The sequence below is a fragment of the Streptomyces sp. NPDC051555 genome, from assembly GCF_044454405.1.
GTDB lineage: Bacteria > Actinomycetota > Actinomycetes > Streptomycetales > Streptomycetaceae > Streptomyces.
On sequence record NZ_JBITDP010000016.1, the window covers coordinates 137,684 to 157,518 of the forward strand.

At 71.7% G+C, this 19,835-nt stretch carries 17 protein-coding genes and 1 tRNA gene; 9 read left to right on the forward strand and 9 right to left on the reverse strand.

Features of this window, described 5'->3' with window-relative positions; translation table 11 throughout:
* Positions 1-127 precede the first annotated feature (127 nt).
* From ACIBEA_RS28800 to ACIBEA_RS28815, 4 genes are read right to left on the reverse strand one after another with little or no spacing between them, the layout of a single operon-like run.
* Positions 128-892 (reverse strand): response regulator, encoded by a 765-nt coding sequence (locus ACIBEA_RS28800; protein WP_399265772.1) that lies wholly within the window; start codon positions 890-892, stop codon positions 128-130.
* The gene (locus ACIBEA_RS28805; RefSeq protein WP_399265882.1) at positions 889-2,115 is read right to left on the reverse strand and encodes a sensor histidine kinase; all 1,227 of its coding nucleotides are present in this window, start codon (positions 2,113-2,115) and stop codon (positions 889-891) included. Before ACIBEA_RS28805 ends, ACIBEA_RS28800 begins: the two co-directional genes overlap by 4 nt.
* Complete coding sequence (locus tag ACIBEA_RS28810) at positions 2,115-2,825, reverse strand: glycerophosphodiester phosphodiesterase (RefSeq protein WP_399265774.1); 711 nt, start codon at positions 2,823-2,825, stop codon at positions 2,115-2,117. The genes ACIBEA_RS28805 and ACIBEA_RS28810 overlap by 1 nt, the downstream gene beginning before the upstream one ends.
* An 11-nt stretch (positions 2,826-2,836) precedes the next feature.
* Positions 2,837-3,862, reverse strand: coding sequence for an adenosine deaminase (locus ACIBEA_RS28815; RefSeq protein WP_399265776.1), 1,026 nt, complete (start codon positions 3,860-3,862; stop codon positions 2,837-2,839).
* A gap of 110 nt (positions 3,863-3,972) precedes the next feature.
* On the opposite strand from ACIBEA_RS28815, the gene ACIBEA_RS28820 reads away from it, so the two are divergent.
* Positions 3,973-4,680 (forward strand): DUF4190 domain-containing protein, encoded by a 708-nt coding sequence (locus ACIBEA_RS28820; protein ID WP_399265778.1) that lies wholly within the window; start codon positions 3,973-3,975, stop codon positions 4,678-4,680.
* Between the two features lie 85 nt (positions 4,681-4,765).
* On the opposite strand, the gene ACIBEA_RS28825 is transcribed toward ACIBEA_RS28820, so the two are convergent.
* From ACIBEA_RS28825 to ACIBEA_RS28835, 3 genes are all read right to left on the reverse strand, one after another.
* Entirely contained in the window at positions 4,766-6,403 is a 1,638-nt protein-coding gene (locus ACIBEA_RS28825) for a TROVE domain-containing protein (RefSeq protein WP_399265779.1), read from the reverse strand.
* Positions 6,404-6,749: 346 nt separating this feature from the next.
* Positions 6,750-6,823 (reverse strand) — tRNA-Lys (locus ACIBEA_RS28830).
* Between the two features lie 74 nt (positions 6,824-6,897).
* On the reverse strand, positions 6,898-7,449 hold the full coding sequence (locus ACIBEA_RS28835; RefSeq protein WP_399265781.1) for an NADAR family protein: 552 nt from the start codon (positions 7,447-7,449) through the stop codon (positions 6,898-6,900).
* A 174-nt stretch (positions 7,450-7,623) separates the two neighbouring features.
* Here ACIBEA_RS28835 and ACIBEA_RS28840 point away from each other — a divergent pair, with 174 nt between their 5' ends.
* The 8 genes from ACIBEA_RS28840 (at position 7,624) to ACIBEA_RS28875 (ending at position 17,487) form a co-directional block, all read left to right on the forward strand.
* The gene (locus ACIBEA_RS28840) at positions 7,624-9,138 is read left to right on the forward strand and encodes a gamma-aminobutyraldehyde dehydrogenase (protein WP_399265783.1); all 1,515 of its coding nucleotides are present in this window, start codon (positions 7,624-7,626) and stop codon (positions 9,136-9,138) included.
* 48 nt (positions 9,139-9,186) lie between these two features.
* Positions 9,187-10,440 carry a spermidine/putrescine ABC transporter substrate-binding protein gene (locus ACIBEA_RS28845; protein ID WP_399265785.1) on the forward strand — a complete coding sequence of 418 codons (1,254 nt, stop codon included), beginning with the start codon at positions 9,187-9,189 and terminating at the stop codon, positions 10,438-10,440.
* A 78-nt stretch (positions 10,441-10,518) separates the two neighbouring features.
* Positions 10,519-11,670 (forward strand): ABC transporter ATP-binding protein, encoded by a 1,152-nt coding sequence (locus ACIBEA_RS28850; RefSeq protein WP_399265787.1) that lies wholly within the window; start codon positions 10,519-10,521, stop codon positions 11,668-11,670.
* Complete coding sequence (locus ACIBEA_RS28855; RefSeq protein ID WP_399265789.1) at positions 11,667-12,590, forward strand: ABC transporter permease; 924 nt, start codon at positions 11,667-11,669, stop codon at positions 12,588-12,590. Before ACIBEA_RS28850 ends, ACIBEA_RS28855 begins: the two co-directional genes overlap by 4 nt.
* Entirely contained in the window at positions 12,590-13,396 is an 807-nt protein-coding gene (locus ACIBEA_RS28860) for an ABC transporter permease (protein ID WP_399265791.1), read from the forward strand. The genes ACIBEA_RS28855 and ACIBEA_RS28860 overlap by 1 nt, the downstream gene beginning before the upstream one ends.
* Positions 13,397-13,459: 63 nt before the next feature.
* Complete coding sequence (locus tag ACIBEA_RS28865; RefSeq protein ID WP_399265793.1) at positions 13,460-14,878, forward strand: NAD(P)/FAD-dependent oxidoreductase; 1,419 nt, start codon at positions 13,460-13,462, stop codon at positions 14,876-14,878.
* Between the two features lie 253 nt (positions 14,879-15,131).
* The gene (locus tag ACIBEA_RS28870; protein ID WP_399265795.1) at positions 15,132-15,608 is read left to right on the forward strand and encodes a hypothetical protein; all 477 of its coding nucleotides are present in this window, start codon (positions 15,132-15,134) and stop codon (positions 15,606-15,608) included.
* Positions 15,609-15,690: 82 nt separating this feature from the next.
* Positions 15,691-17,487: a chitinase gene (locus tag ACIBEA_RS28875; RefSeq protein ID WP_399265884.1), complete on the forward strand. Its 1,797-nt coding sequence runs from the start codon at positions 15,691-15,693 to the stop codon at positions 17,485-17,487.
* Here ACIBEA_RS28875 and ACIBEA_RS28880 read toward each other — a convergent pair.
* The gene (locus tag ACIBEA_RS28880; protein WP_399265797.1) at positions 17,426-17,983 is read right to left on the reverse strand and encodes a phosphatase PAP2 family protein; all 558 of its coding nucleotides are present in this window, start codon (positions 17,981-17,983) and stop codon (positions 17,426-17,428) included. The genes ACIBEA_RS28875 and ACIBEA_RS28880 overlap by 62 nt on opposite strands.
* A 454-nt stretch (positions 17,984-18,437) precedes the next feature.
* Positions 18,438-19,772, reverse strand: coding sequence for a 4-aminobutyrate--2-oxoglutarate transaminase (gene gabT, locus ACIBEA_RS28885; protein WP_399265799.1), 1,335 nt, complete (start codon positions 19,770-19,772; stop codon positions 18,438-18,440).
* Positions 19,773-19,835 lie beyond the last annotated feature (63 nt).

A 19,835-nucleotide genomic window follows, 5' to 3' on the forward strand; every position in this document is an offset into this window, starting at 1 on the left:
CCGGCGGCCACCGCGGCCCCCGATGACTCAATGGTGCTGCTCACAGGGGTAGTTGCGGATCACCAGCGAGAGGGGTCTTCAGCGGTGTGACAACTAGCCGGCGCGGGGGAGTCGACACGCCCATCCCTCACTCTCCAGAGGGAGAACCCCCAGAGGGAGAACCCCCGGAGGGAGAGGTGCTGGAGGGAGAGGCGCCGGCGGGAGTGATCAGCCCCGTCTCGTACGCGCAGATCACCGCCTGGATCCGGTCCCGCAGCCCGAGCTTCGCCAGCACGTTCCCCACGTGCGACTTGACCGTGTGCTCGCTCACCACCAGCGCGCTCGCGATCTCCGCGTTCGACAGTCCCCGCCCGAGGTGCAGCAGGGTCTCCCGCTCCCGGGCCGTCAGCCCCGCCAACCGGCGCGCGGCCTCGGCGGCCGCGACTGACTCCGCCGCCGACTTAGCCGCCGACCCGAGCCGGCCCCGCGCCGTCGCCGCCGTGTACTCCTCGATCAGCCGCCGCGCCACCGAGGGCGCCAGCAGGGAATCGCCCGCCGCCACCACCCGTACCGCGTGCACCAGATCGTCCCGCCGCACGTCCTTCAGCAGGAAACCGCTGGCCCCCGCGTGCAGCGCCTCGTACACGTACTCGTCCGCGTCGAACGTCGTCAGCATCACCGTCCGGCAGGCGCTGCGCGCCGTGATCGCCCGGCACGCCTCGATCCCGTCCATGACCGGCATCCGGACGTCCAACAGCGTCACGTCCGGGGTCAGCTCCCGCACCGCGGCCACCGCCGCCGCGCCGTCACCCACCTCCGCGACGACCTCGATGTCCTCCTGGGCGTCCAGGATCATCGCGAAGCCGGCGCGCACCAGCTCCTGGTCGTCCGCGACCACCACACGGATCGTCAATTCCCCACCTCCAGCGGCGAGGCTACAAGGCTGACGTGCACCTCGAAGCCCCGGCCGGCCGGACCCGGACCGCACCGGGCCGTGCCGCCGTGGGCGGCGGCCCGCTCCCGGATCCCGATCAGCCCGTGCCCGCCGCCGGACCCGCCGCCGGACCCGCCGCCAGCCCCGTCGTCGGCCCGGCCGCCCCGCCCGTCGCGGGCCGGGCCGCGCCCGTCGTCGACCACCGTCACCCCGAGCATCCGCGGCCCGTACTCCAGCGTGACCGTCACCCGCGCCGCCCCGGCGTGCTTCACCACATTCGTCAGCGCCTCCTGCACCACCCGGTGCACCGTCGCCTCCAGCGCGGCGGGCAGCGCGCGGACCGCGCCGGTCCGCTCGTACGACACCGTCAGCCCGCTGGCCCGGACCCGCTCCAGCAGCTCCGCCAGCTCCGCGATGCCCGGCTGCGGGCGGCGCGGAGAGGCGTCGTCCGTCCGCAGCACGCCCAGCATCGTCCGCAGTTGGGCCATCGCGTCCCGACCGGTCTCCGCGATGGCGTCGAAGGCCGCCTCGGCCCGCTCGGGGGCCCGCCGCACGGCCACCGGACCCGCCTCCGCCTGCACGATCATGATGCTGACGGCGTGCGAGAGGACGTCGTGCATCTCCCGGGCGATCCGGGCCCGTTCCCGGGCGGCCGCCTGCTCCGCCTCGATCCGGTTCGCCCGCTCCAGCTGGGCCGCGCGGTCCTCCACGGCGGTGGTGTAGGCCTGCCGCGTGTGCTGGAGGCGCCCCAGCGCGTAGGCCGCGCCCGAGACGAAGAGGGTGAAGAGCAGTTCGCGCGCGGACCCCGTGTTCCACCCCACGGACACGGCGACCGTCACGACCGCGAGCGCGCCCACGGCGAGTCGGACCCGGGGCGGGCACCGCAGCGCGACCGTGTAGAAGGCGATCAGCCCGGCGTACGGGATCGGCTGCCCGGGCCCGTCGACCGCCAGGTTGTACACGCCGCCGACGGCCAGGATCGCGACCAGCACGCCCACCGGAGAGCGCCGCCGCCAGACCAGCGGCAGCACGCCGAGCGTGGTCACCGCGTACGACGCCCAGTCCGCGGGCGGCAGATCGGCCGCGCGAGGGACCACGAACGGCATCGTCACGGCCAGTTGCACCAGCAGCGTCAGCCCGAGGTCCTGGGCGCGCGGATCGGCCCGCCGGACGGCCCCGGCGAGATCCCCCCAACCGGGTATCACCGGTCGGGGTCGGACTCGGCCCGTACGGCCGTGAGCACGTCCATCCGGTTCGTCGTGACGGAGTCCACCCCGGCCGCCAACACCTTGCGCATCGACCGCTTGGTGTCCGGCGTCCACACCGAGACGCGCAGCCCGTCCCCGTGCAGCGCGTCCACCAGCTCCCGCCGCACCAGCCCGAAGCGGTAGTTGAGCCAGGCGGGCGCCACCGCGTCGATCAGCACCCGGCGCGGCGGGCTCAGCGAGGTCCAGGTCAGCGCGATCTCGGCGCCGGGATCGGCGGCCCGGACGGCCAGCATCGTGTTCGCGCCCGCGCAGTAGTACGCGCGCTCGCGCGCCCCGCACTCGCGCACCAGGCCCACCACCGCCTTGACCCCCTCCGGGCTCGCGCCCGGCAGGTCGATCATCACGCGTCCCGCGCCGGTGGCCATCAGGGCCTCCCGCAGGGTGGGCACCCCGCCCCCGGTCAGCTCCCGCAACTGCGGGGCCGTCACGGCGTCGAGCCGCACGTCGTGGCCCCACAGCCGCTGGAGGGTGTCGTCGTGGAGCAGCACCGGGACGCCGTCCCGGGTGAGGCGTACGTCGATCTCGACGGCGTCCGCCCCGCGGTCGAACGCGGAACGGAGCGAGGGCAGGGTGTTCTCACGGACGCGGTAGGGATCACCGCGGTGGCCGACGGCGGTCACAGTCAGAGTGCGCATGATCCCCATTCTCCGCAGTGTCAGGAAGCCAGCCACGCCTCGGTGTACGTGTCGATCTCCGCCGTCAGCTTCGCCTTGCCGGCCGGGTCCAGGAAGGAGGCCTCGACGGCGTTCTTGGCGAGCTGCGCCAGACCGCGCTCGTCCAGCTCCAGCAGGCGCGCGGCCACCGCGTACTCGTTGTTGAGGTCGGAGCCGAACATCGGCGGGTCGTCGCTGTTGATGGTGACGAGCACGCCCGCCGCGACCATCTCCTTGATCGGGTGCGCGTCGAGGTCCGCCACCGCGCGCGTGGCGATGTTGGAGGTCGGGCAGACCTCCAGCGCGATGCGGTGCTCGGCGAGGTGGGCGAGCAGCTCCGGGTCCTGCGTGGAGCTGGTGCCGTGGCCGATGCGCTCGGCGCCCAGGTCGCGGATCGCGTCCCAGACGGTCTGCGGCCCCGTGGTCTCGCCGGCGTGCGGCACGCTGTGCAGACCGGCCGCGCGGGCCCGGTCGAAGTACGGCTTGAACTGCGGGCGCGGGACCCCGATCTCGGGACCGCCGAGGCCGAAGGAGACCAGGCCCTCGGGGCGCAGGTCCACCGCGAGCCGGGCGGTCTCGGCGGCGGCCTCCAGGCCGGCCTCGCCGGGAATGTCGAAGCACCAGCGGAGGATCACGCCGAGCTCGCTCTCGGCGGCCCTGCGGGCGTCCTCGATGGCCTCCATGAAGGCCTTCTCCTCGATGCCGCGGCTGGTGGAGGAGTAGGGGGTGATGGTGAGTTCGGCGTACCGGATGTTCTGCCGGGCCATGTCACGGGCGACTTCGTACGTCAGGAGGCGGACGTCGTCCGGGGTGCGGATCAGGTCGACGACCGACAGGTACACCTCGATGAAGTGCGCGAAGTCGGTGAAGGTGAAGTAGTCGGCGAGCGCCTCGGGGTCGGTCGGGACCGCGGAATCGGGGTGCCGGGCGGCCAGGTCGGCCACGATGCGCGGCGAGGCCGAACCGACGTGGTGGACGTGGAGTTCGGCTTTGGGCAGCCCCGCGATGAAGGGGTGCAGATCGGGCATGAGGAGTCTCCGTCGGGACGCGCGTGCGGGCAGGTCTGGGGTTCATCGTAGGCAGCCCGGGGCATGTCGGTGGCAGCCCGTAGCATGGCTGTACGAGAGGGGGGCGTCGCATGACCGAACACAGCCCCGAGCCCATCGACCCGTGGGCGCCGCCGGAGCGGCCCGCGGTGGACCTGGGCAAGCAGCAGGGCGCGCCGGGGGGCGCTCCCGCGCCGGGCGCGCCGGATCCGTCGCGCGTGCACGACCAGCCGACGATCGTCGGCATGCCGGGGGGCGAGAGCACGGGCGGGCCCTTCGGGCAGCCGCAGCCGCAGCCCCCGTCGCAGCCGGCGCCCGCCTACGGGTACCCGGCGCAGCCCGCCCCGCCGGGGGCCGGTGCCTACGGGTACCCGACCCAGCCGGACCAGGGCGGCTATCCGGGGTACCCCGGATACCAGGGCTACCCGGGCTATCCCGGATACCCGGGCCAGCCGGGCTACCCGGGCGGTTACGCGGCCCCGCGCAACGGATTCGGCGTCACCGCCCTGGTCCTCGGCATCCTGTCCGTGGTCGGCTGCATCACCAGTGTGTTCGCCGTCGTCATGGGCATCGTGGCGGTGGTCTTCGGCGCCCTGGGCCGCCAGCGAGCAGGGCGCGGCGAGGCCGACAACGGCGGCATGGCGCTGGCCGGCCTGATCCTCGGCATCGTCGGGATCGTGCTGGGCGGGCTCATGCTCGCGGCGATCCTGACCGGCATCATGGACGAGAACGCGCGGGACCCCTACGGCACGCGGCGCGACTACCCGGCCACGGTCTCCGAGACACCCTTCGGCACCTGAGCCCCACGGCCGGCGGGCCCGTCCCCGGACCGCCACGCGGGGCCCGGGGCCGAGCCCGTTCGGGCCCCGCCCCGGTCCGCCGTTCCTATGCCTCCCAGGGCCACCGCGCCTCGCGCCCGGCCTCCAGCAGGGACACCATGCGGAACGCCGCATCGGTGAGGCCGCCGAAGACGTGCCGGTTGGCGCCGCCCGAGGGGCCGTGTCCCACCTGGTAGCCGGCCAGGTTCCAGGTGTAGACCGGAACCTCCGCCGGCACCTGCTCGGTCGGGTCCCCGGCGCGGTGGCGGGCGGCCTGCTCGTCGGTGACGATCAGCACCCGGTCGTGCCCGGCGTAGTGGCGCCGCACCGCCTCGGTGGTGTTGGTCCCGCCGAGGTCACCGAAGCGCTCCAGCACCTTCAGGACCGACTCGCCCGCGGCGTAGGGCACCGGCGCGCTGCCCGTGCCGAATTCGACCAGGTCCGCGTCGGCCGCCCGGAGCGCCAACGCCGCGCCGAACACCGCCGCCGCGTCCGCCCGGTTGAGCTGCGAGCGGTCCGACAGCCGGGACCACATCGACCCCGAACGGTCGACCAGGACCAGCGTCCGGCCGGGCAGCGCCGGAACGGCGGCCAGCGAGTGCCCCAGGGCCCGCTCCAGCGGATAGGCCCACCGCAGCGAGGGCGCGTGCTGGTAGGCGGCCAGGAAGCGGAAGGGGAACTGCCGGGAGCGGGCGACCGCCTCCGGGTCGCTGATCCGCTCCGCGACGGAGGCCGCCACCTCGTCGCCGACCCCCGCCCCGTCGAAGTTGCGCAGGTTGCGCAGCAGCGCCATCGTCCCCATCGAGGGGATGACCGCCTCCCAGGCGGCCGCGTCCAGCGGTCCTTGCAACCAGCCGGCCAGCGCCTCCCAGGTCATCCCCGCCGCGGCGAGCCGCTCGGCGCCGCCGGGCCCGGTGACCACGGCCCGCCGCTCGGCGACAGGCAGCTCCATGAGCGCCTGGTGGGCGGCCAGGGTACGGGCCCCCTCGGGCAGGACCGCGGAGTCCGGGTGGTGGCGCCGGTCGAGTGCGTACCGGAACAGCTCCCCCTGCCAGGGCTTGGCGGGATCGGGCACGGCGTGCACGAGGTTGAGGACGTCGCCGAAGCGGAAGCCCTTGGTGGCGGTGTCGTACTTCAGCAGGGAGGAGGCGGAGTAGAGCCGGCGCACGGCGTCGGCGACGCCCCGCTTGACGGGCTTGGGCACGTTGCGGCCGTGCACGGCCGTCCAGTACGCGAGCAGTTCGCCGGGCTCGTCGGCCCGCCGCAGCACCGAGTCGATGACCTGCCGGTTCGAGGGCGCCTGCGCCTGTGCCTGTGCCTGCGACTGCGCCGTGGCGGGCGACGCCTGCGGCGCGTCGAGCCGGGCCTTGACGTACTCGGCCGCGCCGACGAGGGCCGCGGTGCGCATGTTCCCCTCGCCGCGCAGCCAGCCGAGCAGCCCGGCGGTCCAGTGCGGGTCCTCGACCGCCAGCTCGCGCACCAGCGCGGTGTAGCGGTCGTCGCGCTGCGCGGCGTCCTCGTGGAAGGTCCGCTGGGTCACGAAGTTGGCGACGGCCAGCAGGAAGAGTTCGGAGCGTGCGTCACGCAGTCGTCCCACCGCGCCCAGAGCGGTCGCGGCGACCTGCCCGGTGGACCGGACGGGCGAGTGCGGGGCGCCCGACGCGGCGAGTGCGGGCGCGGGCGTGCGGCGGTTGAAACGAGACATGTGAATCCCCCCGAATTCATGGCAAAAAGTGAACGATCGGGGGAGGCGCGCGTGGGGGATGCCCGAGATCAAGTCGGTGACGGTGTTGTCGCTCGCTCTACCGGACTGAGCTACCGGCCGGAGCCGGGCGGGATTCGAACCCGCGGCACGTCGATCCAGAAGGAACCGTCGCCTGCGCACCGGGCATCCTCCACGCGCGCCTCCCGAGATCAAGTGAGCGGCGGCGTGATTTCGTCGAAGAAGGAGCCGCAGCCCGCGCACCGGGAGGTGCGAAGCGTGTGCGTCCAGAGGTCACGGCGGCGGAACCGCAAGGTGCTCTGCCAACTGAGCTACACCGGCCCGAAGCCGGTGACGGGACTCGAACCCGCGACCGCCCCATCAAGAGTGGAAGTAGGTCCTGCCTGCGCACCTGGACACGCCCTCACTCTAGGAGGGTCCCTCGCCGGGCCGCCACGCCTTTTATCCGGGCCGCCACCCCCTTCCGGCCGGGCCGCTCAGCCCTGTGCGGCCAGTTGCTCCCGGGCCGCCATCAGCGCGAAGCCCAGCAGGTTCAGCCCGCGCCAGCGCGCCGGATCCAGCGCCCCCGGGTCGTCCGGCGCCAGCCCGATCCCCCAGATCCGGTCCACCGGCGAGGCTTCCACCAGGACCCGCTTCCCGGTGCCCAGGAGGTAGCCGCGCAGCTCCGGCGAGGAGGCGAACTTGGCCGCGCTGCCCGCCACCACGATCCCGAACCGCTCGCGCTCCCAGGTGTCCGCGTCGAAGCCGCGCACGAGGCGCCCCGCCTTCTTCGCCGCGGCAGGGCTGGTGGCGGTCAGCGCCGCGCGCTCCGCCTCCGCGTCCTCGAACAGGCGTGCCTTCTCGGCCATCATCCAGTGCTCGGCGGTGGCGTAGCGGACCTCACCCACAGTGAAGGGCGCGGGCCACCACTGGCTCAGGCAGCTCGGCCCGAGCGTTCCGTCGTGCCGGGGCGTGTGTCCCCAGAACGGCAGATACTTGACTCGTTCACCCCGGTTGACCTGCTCGATCAGTTCGTCGATCCGTTCCATGCACGCGAGTCTGGCAGCCGCCACTGACACTTCGTAAAGGATTTGAGGTCCGCCTCGACACATGGTCGACCGATTCCGTCGCGTAATCAAAAGGCAACGACGGAATCACTTGGCGGAGGGGAACCCCTCTGCCAGGATCGGCAGTCAATTCGAGCTGTAGCTACGGAGAGCGCGATGGGCAACCGCTTCCAGGTCAAAGACCGATTCGCAGACGGCGCGCAATACATCGACGGCCGGCTGAGGGCCGGTACCTCGGGCGCGTCACACACCGTCGTCGACCCGGCCACCGGCCAAGAGGTCTTCACTTACGAACTGGCGAGCACGACCGACGTCGATGCGGCCGTGGCCGCCGCCAAGCGGGCCTTCCCCGGCTGGTCGGGGGCCACCCCGGGCGAGCGTTCCGACGCCCTGCACCGGCTGGCCGGCGTCCTGGCCGAAGAGGCCGCGGACTTCGCCTGGGCCGAGTCCTTGCAGTGCGGGAAGCCGATCAAGCTGTCCACGGAGTTCGACGTACCGGGGACCATCGACAACACCGCCTTCTTCGCGGGCGCCGCCCGCCACCTCCAGGGCCAGGCCGCCGCCGAGTACTCGGGCGACCACACCTCCTCCGTACGCCGCGAGGCGATCGGCGTGGTCGGCTCCATCGCGCCCTGGAACTATCCGCTCCAGATGGCCGCCTGGAAGATCCTCCCGGCGATCGCCGCGGGCAACACGATCGTCCTGAAGCCGGCCGAGCTGACCCCCCTCACCTCGCTGATGTTCGCCCAGGCGGCCCAGCGCGCCGGGATCCCCGACGGGGTGATCAACATCGTCACCGGCGCGGGCCGGACCGCGGGCGAGCACCTGGTGGGCCACCCCGACGTGGTCATGACCTCCTTCACCGGATCGACCGGGGTCGGCAAGCGGGTCGCCGAGATCGCGACCGCCACCGTCAAGCGGCTCCACCTTGAGCTCGGCGGCAAGGCCCCCTTCCTGGTCTTCGACGACGCCGACCTGGAGGCCGCGGCCCACGGCGCGGTGGCCGCCTCCCTGATCAACACCGGCCAGGACTGCACCGCGGCCACCCGCGCCTACGTCCAGCGCCCGCTCCACGACGCCTTCGTCGCCCGGGTGGCCGAACTGATGGAGACCGTCCGCCTGGGCGACCCCTTCGCCCCCACGACCGACCTGGGCCCGCTCGTCTCGCACGCGCAGCGCGACCGGGTCGCCGGCTTCGTCGAGCGCGCCCGCGGCTACGCCACCGTCGTCACCGGCGGCGAGATCCCCGGCGGGGACCTCGCGGAGGGCGCCTACTACCGGCCCACGCTGATCTCCGGCGCGGCCCAGGACAGCGAGGTCGTGCAGTCGGAGATCTTCGGCCCGGTGCTCGTCGTGCTGCCCTTCGACGGCGACGACGAGGGCATCGCCCTGGCCAACGACACCCCGTACGGCCTCGCGGCCTCCGCCTGGAGCCGCGACGTCTACCGCGCCGGCCGGGCCACCCGGGAGCTGAAGGCCGGCTGCGTCTGGGTCAACGACCACATTCCGATCATCAGCGAAATGCCCCACGGAGGCTACAAGGCGAGTGGTTTCGGAAAGGACATGAGCGCTTACTCCTTCGAGGAGTACACGCAGGTCAAGCACGTCATGTACGACATCACAGCGGTCGCCGAGAAGGACTGGCACCGCACGATCTTCGGGGACAGATAACCCACGCTGCCTGACCAGCGGCCCACACCTCCCGAAAGGGCACAGCTCATGGAGCAGTTCGAGCCCGACCGCCTCTCGACGGCGCAGCTCGCCGCGATGCGGCGCAGTCTCACCAGCGGTCGCGGCGCCCTGACCCGCCGCTCGCTGCTGCGCGCCTCCGGAGTCGGAGCGCTCACCCTCGGCGGTCTCTCGACGCTGAGCGCCTGCGGCATCCCGCCCGCCAAGCGGGCCGGTACGGGCGAGCAGGCGGCCTCGGACGACCACTCGGACCGGGAGAAGGAGATCAACTTCTCCAACTGGACCGAGTACATGGACACCAGCGACGACGAGAAGACCCGCCCCACGCTGGACGCCTTCACCAAGCGGACCGGCATCAAGGTCAAGTACACCGAGGACATCAACGACAACGTCGAGTTCTTCGGCAAGATCCGCCCCCAGCTCGCGGCCGGCCAGGACACCGGCCGCGACCTGATCGTCGTCACCGACTGGCTCGCCGCCCGCATCATCCGGCTCGGCTGGGCGCAGAAGCTCGACCCCGCGCTCCTCCCGCACGCCTTCGCGAACCTGTCACCGCAGTTCCGCAGCCCCGACTGGGACCCCGGCCGCTCCTACAGCTACCCCTGGACCGGCATCTCGACCGTCATCGCCTACAACTCCAAGGCCACCGACGGCAAGAAGGTCGACTCCGTCACCCAGCTCCTGGACGACCCCACGCTCAAGGGCCGGGTGGGCTTCCTCACCGAGATGCGCGACAGCGTCGGCATGACCCTCCTCGACCAGGGCAAGGACCCGGCGAGCTTCACCACCGCGGACTTCGACGGCGCCATCGGCCGGCTCCAGAAGGGCGTCGACAGCAAGCAGATCCGCCGCTTCACCGGCAACGACTACACCGCGGACCTCGACAAGGGCGACATCGCCGCCTGCCTCGCCTGGGCGGGCGACATCATCCAGCTCCAGGCCGGCAACCCCGACATCAAGTACGCGATCCCCGCGGCCGGTTACATCACCTCCAGCGACAACATGCTGGTCCCGGCCCATGCCCGGCACAAGGCGAACGCCGAGAAGCTCATGGACTACTACTACGAGCTGCCCGTCGCCGCCCAGCTGGCCGCGTACATCAGCTACGTCTGCCCGGTCGAGGGCGTCAAGGAAGACCTCGCCAAGATCGACCCCGCGCTCGCGGACAACACGCTGATCGTCCCGGACAAAGCGATGACCGCCAAGTCCCACGCCTTCCGTTCCCTCACCGGTGAGGAAGAGACGGCGTACGAGGAGAAGTTCACCAAGCTCATCGGCGCCTAGCGCGCCGGCCGGGCCCGCCCGGCCCGGCCTCGGCTCCCCCTCCGGCCCCTTGACCGCACCCAACTCCGGGATCCCTCCATGACTGACAAGACCGAGGGCGGCGACGTCCGCCTCACCGGGATCAGCAAGCACTACGGCTCCTTCACCGCCGTGCACCCGCTCGATCTCACCATCCCCCAGGGCTCCTTCTTCGCCCTGCTCGGCGCCTCCGGCTGCGGGAAGACCACCACCCTGCGCATGATCGCCGGCCTGGAGGAGCCCTCGACCGGCACGGTCCACCTCGGCGACACCGCGGTCACGCACCTGCCGCCCTACAAGCGCCCGGTCAACACCGTCTTCCAGAGCTACGCGCTCTTCCCCCACCTCGACGTCACCGAGAACATCGCCTTCGGCCTGCGCCGGCGCGGCATCAAGTCCGTCAAGAAGCAGGTCGACGACATGCTGGAACTGGTCCAGCTCGGCCAGTTCGCCCAGCGCAAGCCGCACCAGCTCTCCGGCGGCCAGCAGCAGCGCGTCGCCGTCGCCCGCGCCCTGATCAACCACCCCCAGGTGCTGCTCCTCGACGAGCCGCTCGGCGCCCTCGACCTCAAGCTGCGCCGCCAGATGCAGCTGGAGCTCAAGCGCATCCAGACCGAGGTGGGCATCACCTTCGTGCACGTCACGCACGACCAGGAAGAGGCCATGACCATGGCCGACACCGTCGCCGTGATGAACGGCGGCCGGGTCGAGCAGCTCGGCGCGCCCGCCGAGCTGTACGAGAACCCGCGCACCACCTTCGTCGCCAACTTCCTCGGCACCTCCAACCTCATCGAGGCCGAGGTCCTGGCGGCCGGCGGCGGCGACATCACCGTCAGCTCGGCGGGCACCAAGCTCAGGCTGCCCGCGGCGCGATGTTCGACCACGCCCCGCACCGGCGGAAAGCTGCTGGTCGGAGTGCGTCCCGAGAAGATCTCCCTGGCCCACGCGGACGAGGAGCACACGATCGCGGACGGCCGCAACAAGGTGCCCGGCCGGATCGTCGACTCCTCCTTCATCGGGGTCTCCACCCAGTTCGTCATCGACAGCCCGGTCTGCCCCGAGCTGGAGGTCTACGCCCAGAACATCGAGCGGGACGCGCGCCTGACCCCCGGCGCCGAGGTGATCCTGCACTGGAACCCCGAGCACACCTTCGGGCTCGACGCGGACCAGGACATCGACGCGGGCGCGCTCACGGTGGAGGAGGGGGTATGACCGCCACCCAGGCCCCGCCCAGGGCGGCCGCCGAGCCCCCGGTCCACAAGCCCTCGATGCGCAAGCGGCTCGTCCCGTACTGGCTGCTGCTCCCCGGCATCCTGTGGCTGCTCGTGTTCTTCGTCCTGCCGATGGTCTACCAGGCCTCCACCTCGGTGCAGACCGGTTCGCTGGAGGAGGGCTTCAAGGTCACCTGGCACTTCCAGACCTACTGGGACGCCTTCACCGAGTACTACCCGCAGTTCCTGCGCTCGCTGCTCTACGCCGGCACCGCGACCGCGCTGTGCCTGCTGCTCGGCTACCCCCTGGCCTATCTGATCGCCTTCCGGGCGGGCCGCTGGCGCAACCTGCTGCTCATCCTGGTCATCGCGCCGTTCTTCACGAGCTTCCTGATCCGCACCCTGGCCTGGAAGACGATCCTGGCCGACGGCGGACCGGTGGTCGGCGTCCTGAACAAGATCGGGTTCCTCGACGTCACCAGCTGGCTCGGGATGACCGAGGGCGACCGGGTGCTCGCCACCCCGCTCGCCGTGGTCTGCGGCCTGACGTACAACTTCCTCCCCTTCATGATCCTGCCGCTCTACTCCTCGCTGGAACGCATCGACACCCGCCTGCACGAGGCGGCCGGGGACCTGTACGCCCGCCCCTTCACCACCTTCCGCAAGGTCACCTTCCCGCTGTCGATGCCGGGCGTGGTCTCCGGGACCCTGCTGACCTTCATCCCGGCGAGCGGCGACTACGTCAACGCGGAACTGCTCGGCTCCACCGACACCCGCATGATCGGCAACGTCATCCAGTCGCAGTACCTGCGGATCCTCGACTACCCGACCGCGGCCGCGCTGTCCTTCATCCTCATGGCGATCGTGCTGGTCATGGTCACCGTCTACATCCGCCGAGCGGGAACGGAGGACCTGGTCTGATGCGTACGCTCTTCACCCGGCTCCGGCGCGACCTCGTCGTCATCGCGGGCCTCGGCACGCTCGCCTACATGATCCTGCCGAACGTCGTCGTCACGGTCTTCTCCTTCAACAACCCCACCGGGCGCTTCAACTACGCCTGGCAGGAGTTCTCGCTCGACGCCTGGAAGGACCCGTGCGGGGTCGCCGACATGTGCGGCTCGCTCTCGCTCTCGCTCCAGATCGCGGTGTGGGCCACCCTCGGCGCGACCGTCCTCGGCACGGCGATCGCCTTCGCCCTGGTCCGCTACCGCTTCCGGGCGCGCGGCGCGGTCAACTCGCTGATCTTCCTGCCGATGGCCATGCCCGAGATCGTGATGGCCGCCTCCCTGCTCGCCCTCTTCCTCAACATGGGCATCCAGCTCGGCTTCTGGACGATCCTGATCGCCCACATCATGTTCTGCCTCAGCTTCGTCGTCGCCGCCGTCAAGGCCCGTGTCCTGTCGATGGACCCGCGGCTGGAGGAGGCCGCCCGCGACCTCTACGCGGGCCCCGTCCAGACCTTCCTGCGGGTCACCCTGCCGATCGCCGCCCCCGGCATCGCGGCGGGCGCGCTGCTCTCCTTCGCGCTCTCCTTCGACGACTTCATCATCACCAACTTCAACTCGGGCAACACCGTCACCTTCCCCATGTTCGTGTGGGGTTCGGCGCAGCGCGGTACGCCCGTGCAGATCAACGTCATCGGTACGGCGATGTTCGTCATCGCGGTGCTGGTGGTCCTCGCCGGGATGATGATCGGCAACCGCCGCAAGAAGGCGCAACCCAAGTAGATCCCCGACCGCGTCACCGCATTCCGTAATCCGTATTCCGTATTCCGTAGGGAGTTGGAAGACATGGCCCCAGTCGCCATGCGCACCGCTGCACGATCACTTTCTGAAGCACTGCCGGTCTCGTACTGGCTGGACGACCCCGGCAAGCCCGCCCCCGAGCCCGCCCTCACCGGCGACGAGCGCTGCGACCTGCTCGTCATCGGCGGCGGCTACAGCGGACTGTGGACCGCGCTCATCGCCAAGGAGCGCGACCCCGGCCGGGACGTCGTCCTGATCGAAGGGAACGAGGCGGGCTGGGCCGCCTCGGGCCGCAACGGAGGCTTCTGCGCCGCCTCCCTCACCCACGGCCTCGCCAACGGCCTCGCCCGCTGGCCGGGAGAGCTGGCCAAGCTGGAGGAGCTCGGCGCGCGCAACCTCGACGGGATCGAGGCCGCGGTCGCCCGCTACTCCATCGACTGCGACTTCGAGCGCACCGGTGAGATCGACGTCGCCACCGAACCCCACCAGGTCGAGGAGCTGCTCGAACTCCACCAGGAGGCGCAGCGCCTCGGTCTCGCCGACGGCTCCGAATGGCTGGAGCGCGACGCGCTGCGCGCCGAGGTCGACTCGCCGACCTTCCTCGGCGGCCTCTGGGACCGCGAGGGCGTGGCCATGTTGAATCCGGCCAAGCTCGCCTGGGGCCTCAAGCGGGCCTGCCTGGAGCTCGGGGTGCGGATCTACGAGCACACGCGCGGCCTGGACCTGGCCGCCTCCGGCGCCGGGATGGCCGTACGCACCCCCTACGGCCGGGTCTTCGCGCGCCGGGTCGCGCTCGGCACCAACATCTTCCCCAGCCTGGTCAAGCGGATCCGCCCGTTCACCGTGCCGGTCTACGACTACGCGCTGATGACCGAGCCGCTGAACGCCGAGCAGCTGGCCGCCATCGGCTGGAAGAACCGGCAGGGACTCGGCGACAGCGCCAACCAGTTCCACTACTTCCGGATCACCCCCGACCACCGGATCCTGTGGGGCGGCTACGACGCCATCTACCCCTACGGCGGCCGGCTCGACGCGGAGCGCGACCACCGCCCCGAGACCTACCTCAAGCTCGCGGAGCAGTTCTTCACCTGCTTCCCCCAGCTGGAGGGGGTGCGATTCAGCCACGCCTGGGGCGGGGCGATCGACACCTGCTCGCGGTTCTCGGCCTTCTTCGGCACCGCGCACGCGGGCAAGGTGGCCTACGCCGCCGGCTTCACCGGACTCGGCGTGGGCGCCACCCGCTTCGGCGCGGACGTCATGCTGGACCTGCTGGACGGCGTACGGGGGGAGCGCACCGGGCTGGAGATGGTGCGCAGCAAGCCGCTGCCCTTCCCGCCCGAGCCGTTCGCCTGGACCGGGATCGCGCTGACGAAGTGGTCCCTGGCGCGCTCCGACGCGCGGGGCGGGCACCGCAACCTGTGGCTCAAGACGCTGGACCGCTTCGGCCTCGGCTTCGACAGCTGACGGCCGCCGGCCGCCGGCGCCGGCCCGCCGGCCATGTGCTCGTGCGGTGAACCGATGAGCACATGACCCGATACCCCGATACCCCGATATCCCGACACCCGGATGAACTGGTGAAGCGCCCGGCGCACCACCGTCATCGCGGTGTGACCCGCTTCACTACCACGGAGTAACGAAACCCGCGTCATCATCGCCCCCGACCCCGCTCTCTCCGGACGAGGACCTTCCTCGACACGGAGTGATCGGAGGCCGGGCGATGACAGTCCCGGGGACGAAGACCGCGGTGGAGTGGCTGGTGTCGGTGGCGCCGGATCCCGAGGCGTGCCGGTGGGAGTGGGAGCGCAACCCCCTCGGGGTGACCCTGCTGCCCGCCGGCCGGCGCTGGGACGTGCTGATCCTGCCCGGGGAGCTCGGGCGGGCCACCCTCGACGTCCTGAACCTGCTCATCGAGAAGCCCGGCCCGGTGCTCGCCGATTTCGGCGACGCCCGGCTGGGCTTCTTCGTGCCCGCGGGGACCGCCTCGCGATGGCTCGGTACGGGCGTGCGCGGCGCCGGGCGCGGCACCTGGATCGTGGTGCCCTACCCGGGTCGGGCCACCGGCGGCGTGCGCTGGCTGGTGGTGCCCGACGGCCACGGCACGCTCACCGATCCGGTGGTGCTGGAGCTGGCGATGCACGAGGCGGCGGCGCAGGTGGCCGGGGCCGCGGCCGCGAAGGAGGACCGGAACTCTTGACAAGGGCATTGGTCTGGACCATCTTGAGCGCCGCTACCCCCCTCCATCCCCCCATGCACCGGAGGCAGTTGTGCGCAGAAGACTGTCCATACTTACGGCCACCGCCCTGGCGGTGGCCGGTCTGCTGACCGCGGGCCCGCCGGCCGCGGCCGCCGACGCGGATCTCGCCCGCAACGGCGGCTTCGAAGCGGGCCTCGACGGTTGGAACTGCTCGGCGGGCAGCGGAGCCGTCGTCACCAACCCCGTCCACGGCGGGAGTTCCGCCCTCAAGGCCACCCCGGCCGGCCAGGACTACGCCCAGTGCGCCCAGAGCGTCACCGTCAAGCCGGACTCGACCTACACGCTCGGCGCCTGGGTGCAGGGCGGCTACGCCTACCTCGGCGCGACCGGCACCGGCACCACCGACGTGTCCACCTGGACCCAGTCCCCGGGCGCCTGGAAGCAGCTGACCACCACCTTCCGCACCGGCCCCGCCACCACCTCGGTCACCGTCTGGACCCACGGCTGGTACGGCCAGGGCCCCGTCCTCACCGACGACCTCACCCTGGTCGGCCCCGATCCCGGCGGCACCGGCCCCGGCCAGCCCCAGCCCCCGGCCGCCCCCACCGGCCTGACCGCCTCCGGCGCCACCGCGAGCGCGCTGACCCTGTCCTGGTCGGCCGTCGCCGGAGCCACCGGCTACACCGTCTACCGGGAGGGCGCGGCGCCCCTCCAGGTCACCGGGACCTCCGCGACCGTAACGGGTCTGGCCGCGTCCACGACGTACGCCTTCCAGGTCGGCGCGAAGAACGCGGCGGGGGAGTCCCCGCGCAGCGCGACCCTCTCGGCGAGCACCACCGGCGGCGGTGACCCCGGCAACCCGGGCCTGCCCGCGCACGCCCTGGTCGGCTACCTCCACGCGAGCTTCGCCAACGGGTCCGGCTACCTCAAGATGGCCGACGTACCCGCCTCCTGGGACGTCATCAACCTCGCCTTCGGCGAACCGACCTCGGTGACCTCGGGCGACATCCGCTTCCAGCTCTGCCCGGTCAGCGCGTGCCCGGGCGTGGAGACCCCCGCCGAGTTCAAGGCGGCCATCAAGGCCAAACAGGCGGCGGGCAAGAAGGTGCTGATCTCCATCGGCGGGCAGAACGGCCAGGTCCAGCTGGCCACCACCGCCGCCCGGGACACCTTCGTCTCCTCGGTCAGCAAGATCATCGACGAGTACGGGCTCAACGGGCTCGACATCGACTTCGAGGGCCACTCGCTCTCCCTGGCCACCGGCGACACCGACTTCCGCAGCCCCACCACACCGGTGATCGTCAATCTGGTCGCGGCGGTGAAGACCCTCAAGGCCAGGTACGGTCCGGACTTCGTCCTGACCATGGCCCCCGAGACCTTCTTCGTCCAACTGGGCTACCAGTACTACGGATCGGGCCCCTGGGGAGGCCAGGACCCGCGCGCCGGGGCCTACCTGCCGGTGATCCACGCCCTGCGCGACGACCTCACGCTGCTCCACGTCCAGGACTACAACTCGGGCTCGATCATGGGCCTCGACAACCAGTACCACTCGATGGGCGGTGCGGACTTCCACATCGCCATGACCGACATGCTGCTCACCGGCTTCCCGGTCGCGGGCAACACCGCGCGCGTCTTCCCGCCGCTGCGCCCGGACCAGGTGGCCATCGGCCTCCCGGCCACCACCAACGCGGGCAACGGCTACACCGCGCCCGCCGAGGTGAACAAGGCGCTCGACTGCCTGACGAAGAAGACGAACTGCGGGAGCTACCAGACCCACGGCAGCTGGCCCGCGCTGCGCGGCCTGATGACCTGGTCCGTCAACTGGGACCGGTTCGGAGGTTGGGAGTTCGCGAAGAACTTCCACGCGTACTTCGGCTGACCGCGCCCACGCCCACCAGGAGCGGCAGGCACAGCAGCCAACTGGCTAGCACGTCCAGCGGCCAGTGGAACCCCCGCAGCACCAGGCCGACGGCCGTGGCCCCCGCGAGCAGCAGGGCCACGGCCATCGGCCACGGGCGACGCGCGTGCGGAGCGAGCAGCAGGGCGGCGCCCAGATAGGCGACGGTCGAGGTGGCGGTGTGGCCGGAGGGGAAGTACCCGGCGGCCCACGGCTCCAGCGGCCCCGGCCGGGCGGTCCACTCCTTGAGCGGCACGATCAGCGCCGGGACCAGGGCCATGGCGAGCCCCGCGGCCAGCGCGGGCCGCCACCGCCGGGAGCGGCGGCCGGCGTACGCCATGGCGAGCAACAGGACCGGTACGGCGACCTCGACGTTGCCGAGGTCGGCGAGGCGCTCGGTGACCGCGTCGGGGACGGCGCGCACCACGGCGCGGCTGATCCGCGCGTCCGGGGCGAGCAGTGGGCCCGCGGCCAGCACCTGCCAGGTGATCAGCGCGAAGGCGGCCCAGGAGGCGGCGCAGAGCGCGAGCAGGGAGCGGGGCGAGCGGAAGGAGGAGGTGGCCGGCCGCCCCGGAACAGGGGGGGTGGTTCCGGGGCGGCCGCCCGGACCGGGTTGCCGTCCACCCCGGGGGGTTTGGAGCGAACGGCTGTCCGATCGGTGAGGAGTGTGCGCGAACGCATGCCCAGTACGGCGCTGGGGAAGCCCGTTACCAGGGTCGCCCGTGGAATTCCGCGGGCGGGCTGTTTCACTCATCTGCAGAAACCGTACGCCAGCGAAAGGGGGACCGACAGCGAGAACGCGCTCCCGCCATCGGCCCCCCACACCTTCTTCACAGCGCCCGACCGTTACCGGCGGTATCGATCGAGCAGGGGATCGAGCGTGGTGCTCGGGTGTTCGCCCGGGCCTCCACAACGGTCCCCATGACGCGTCCTCAGACGCCCGCGAACGCGGCCTCGATGATGTCCAGGCCCTCGTTCAGCAGGTCCTCGCCGATCACGATCGGGGGCAGGAAGCGCAGCACGTTGCCGTAGGTGCCACAGGTGAGGACCATCAGGCCCTCGGCGTGGCACGCCTTGGCCAGGGCGCCCGCGGCGGCCGCGTTCGGCTCCTTGGTCGCGCGGTCGGTGACCAGCTCGACCGCGATCATCGCGCCGCGACCACGGATGTCGCCGATGATGTCGAACTTCTCCGCCATCGCCGTCAGGCGGGCCTTCATCACGGACTCGATCCGCTTCGCCTTGGCGTTGAGGTCGAGCTCCTTCATCGTCTCGATGGAGCCGAGCGCACCGGCGCAGGCCACCGGGTTGCCGCCGTAGGTGCCGCCCAGGCCGCCCGCGTGCGCGGCGTCCATGATCTCGGCGCGGCCCGTCACGGCGGCGAGCGGCAGACCGCCCGCGATGCCCTTGGCGGTGGTGATCAGGTCCGGGACGATGCCCTCGTCCTCGCACGCGAACCACTGGCCGGTGCGGCAGAAGCCGGACTGGATCTCGTCGGCGACGAAGACGATGCCGTTGTCGTTCGCGAACTGCACGATCGCGGGCAGGAAGCCCTTGGCCGGCTCGATGAAGCCGCCCTCGCCGAGCACCGGCTCGATGATGATCGCGGCGACGTTCTCGGCGCCGACCTGCTTGACGATCTGGTCGATCGCCTGCGCGGCGGCCTCGGGGCCGCAGTTCTCGGCGCCGGTCGGCCAGCGGTAGCCGTAGGCGACCGGGACGCGGTAGACCTCGGGGGCGAAGGGGCCGAAGCCCTGCTTGTACGGCATGTTCTTCGCCGTCATGCCCATGGTCAGGTTGGTGCGGCCGTGGTAGCCGTGGTCGAAGACGACGACGGCCTGGCGCTTGGTGTACGAGCGGGCGATCTTCACCGCGTTCTCGACGGCCTCGGCGCCCGAGTTGAACAGGGCCGACTTCTTGGCGTGGTCGCCCGGGGTCAGCTCGGCCAGCGCCTCGCAGACCTCGACGTAACCCTCGTACGGCGTGACCATGAAGCAGGTGTGCGTGAAGTCGGCGAGCTGCGCGGCGGCGCGGCGCACGACGGCCTCGGCGGAGGCGCCGACCGAGGTCACGGCGATGCCGGAGCCGAAGTCGATCAGGCGGTTGCCGTCGACGTCCTCGATGATGCCGCCGCCCGCACGGGCCGTGAAGACGGGGAGCACGGAGCCCACGCCACCGGCCACCGTCCGGAGGCGGCGGGCCTGCAGCTCCTGCGACTTGGGGCCGGGGATCGCGGTGACGATGCGGCGCTCCTGCGGGACAGCGGTCATAGGGGGCTCCTGGGGGGTGTTTTCGGACGCACTTGTGTCTTTGTCCGCAGGCTAGGCCCGGGG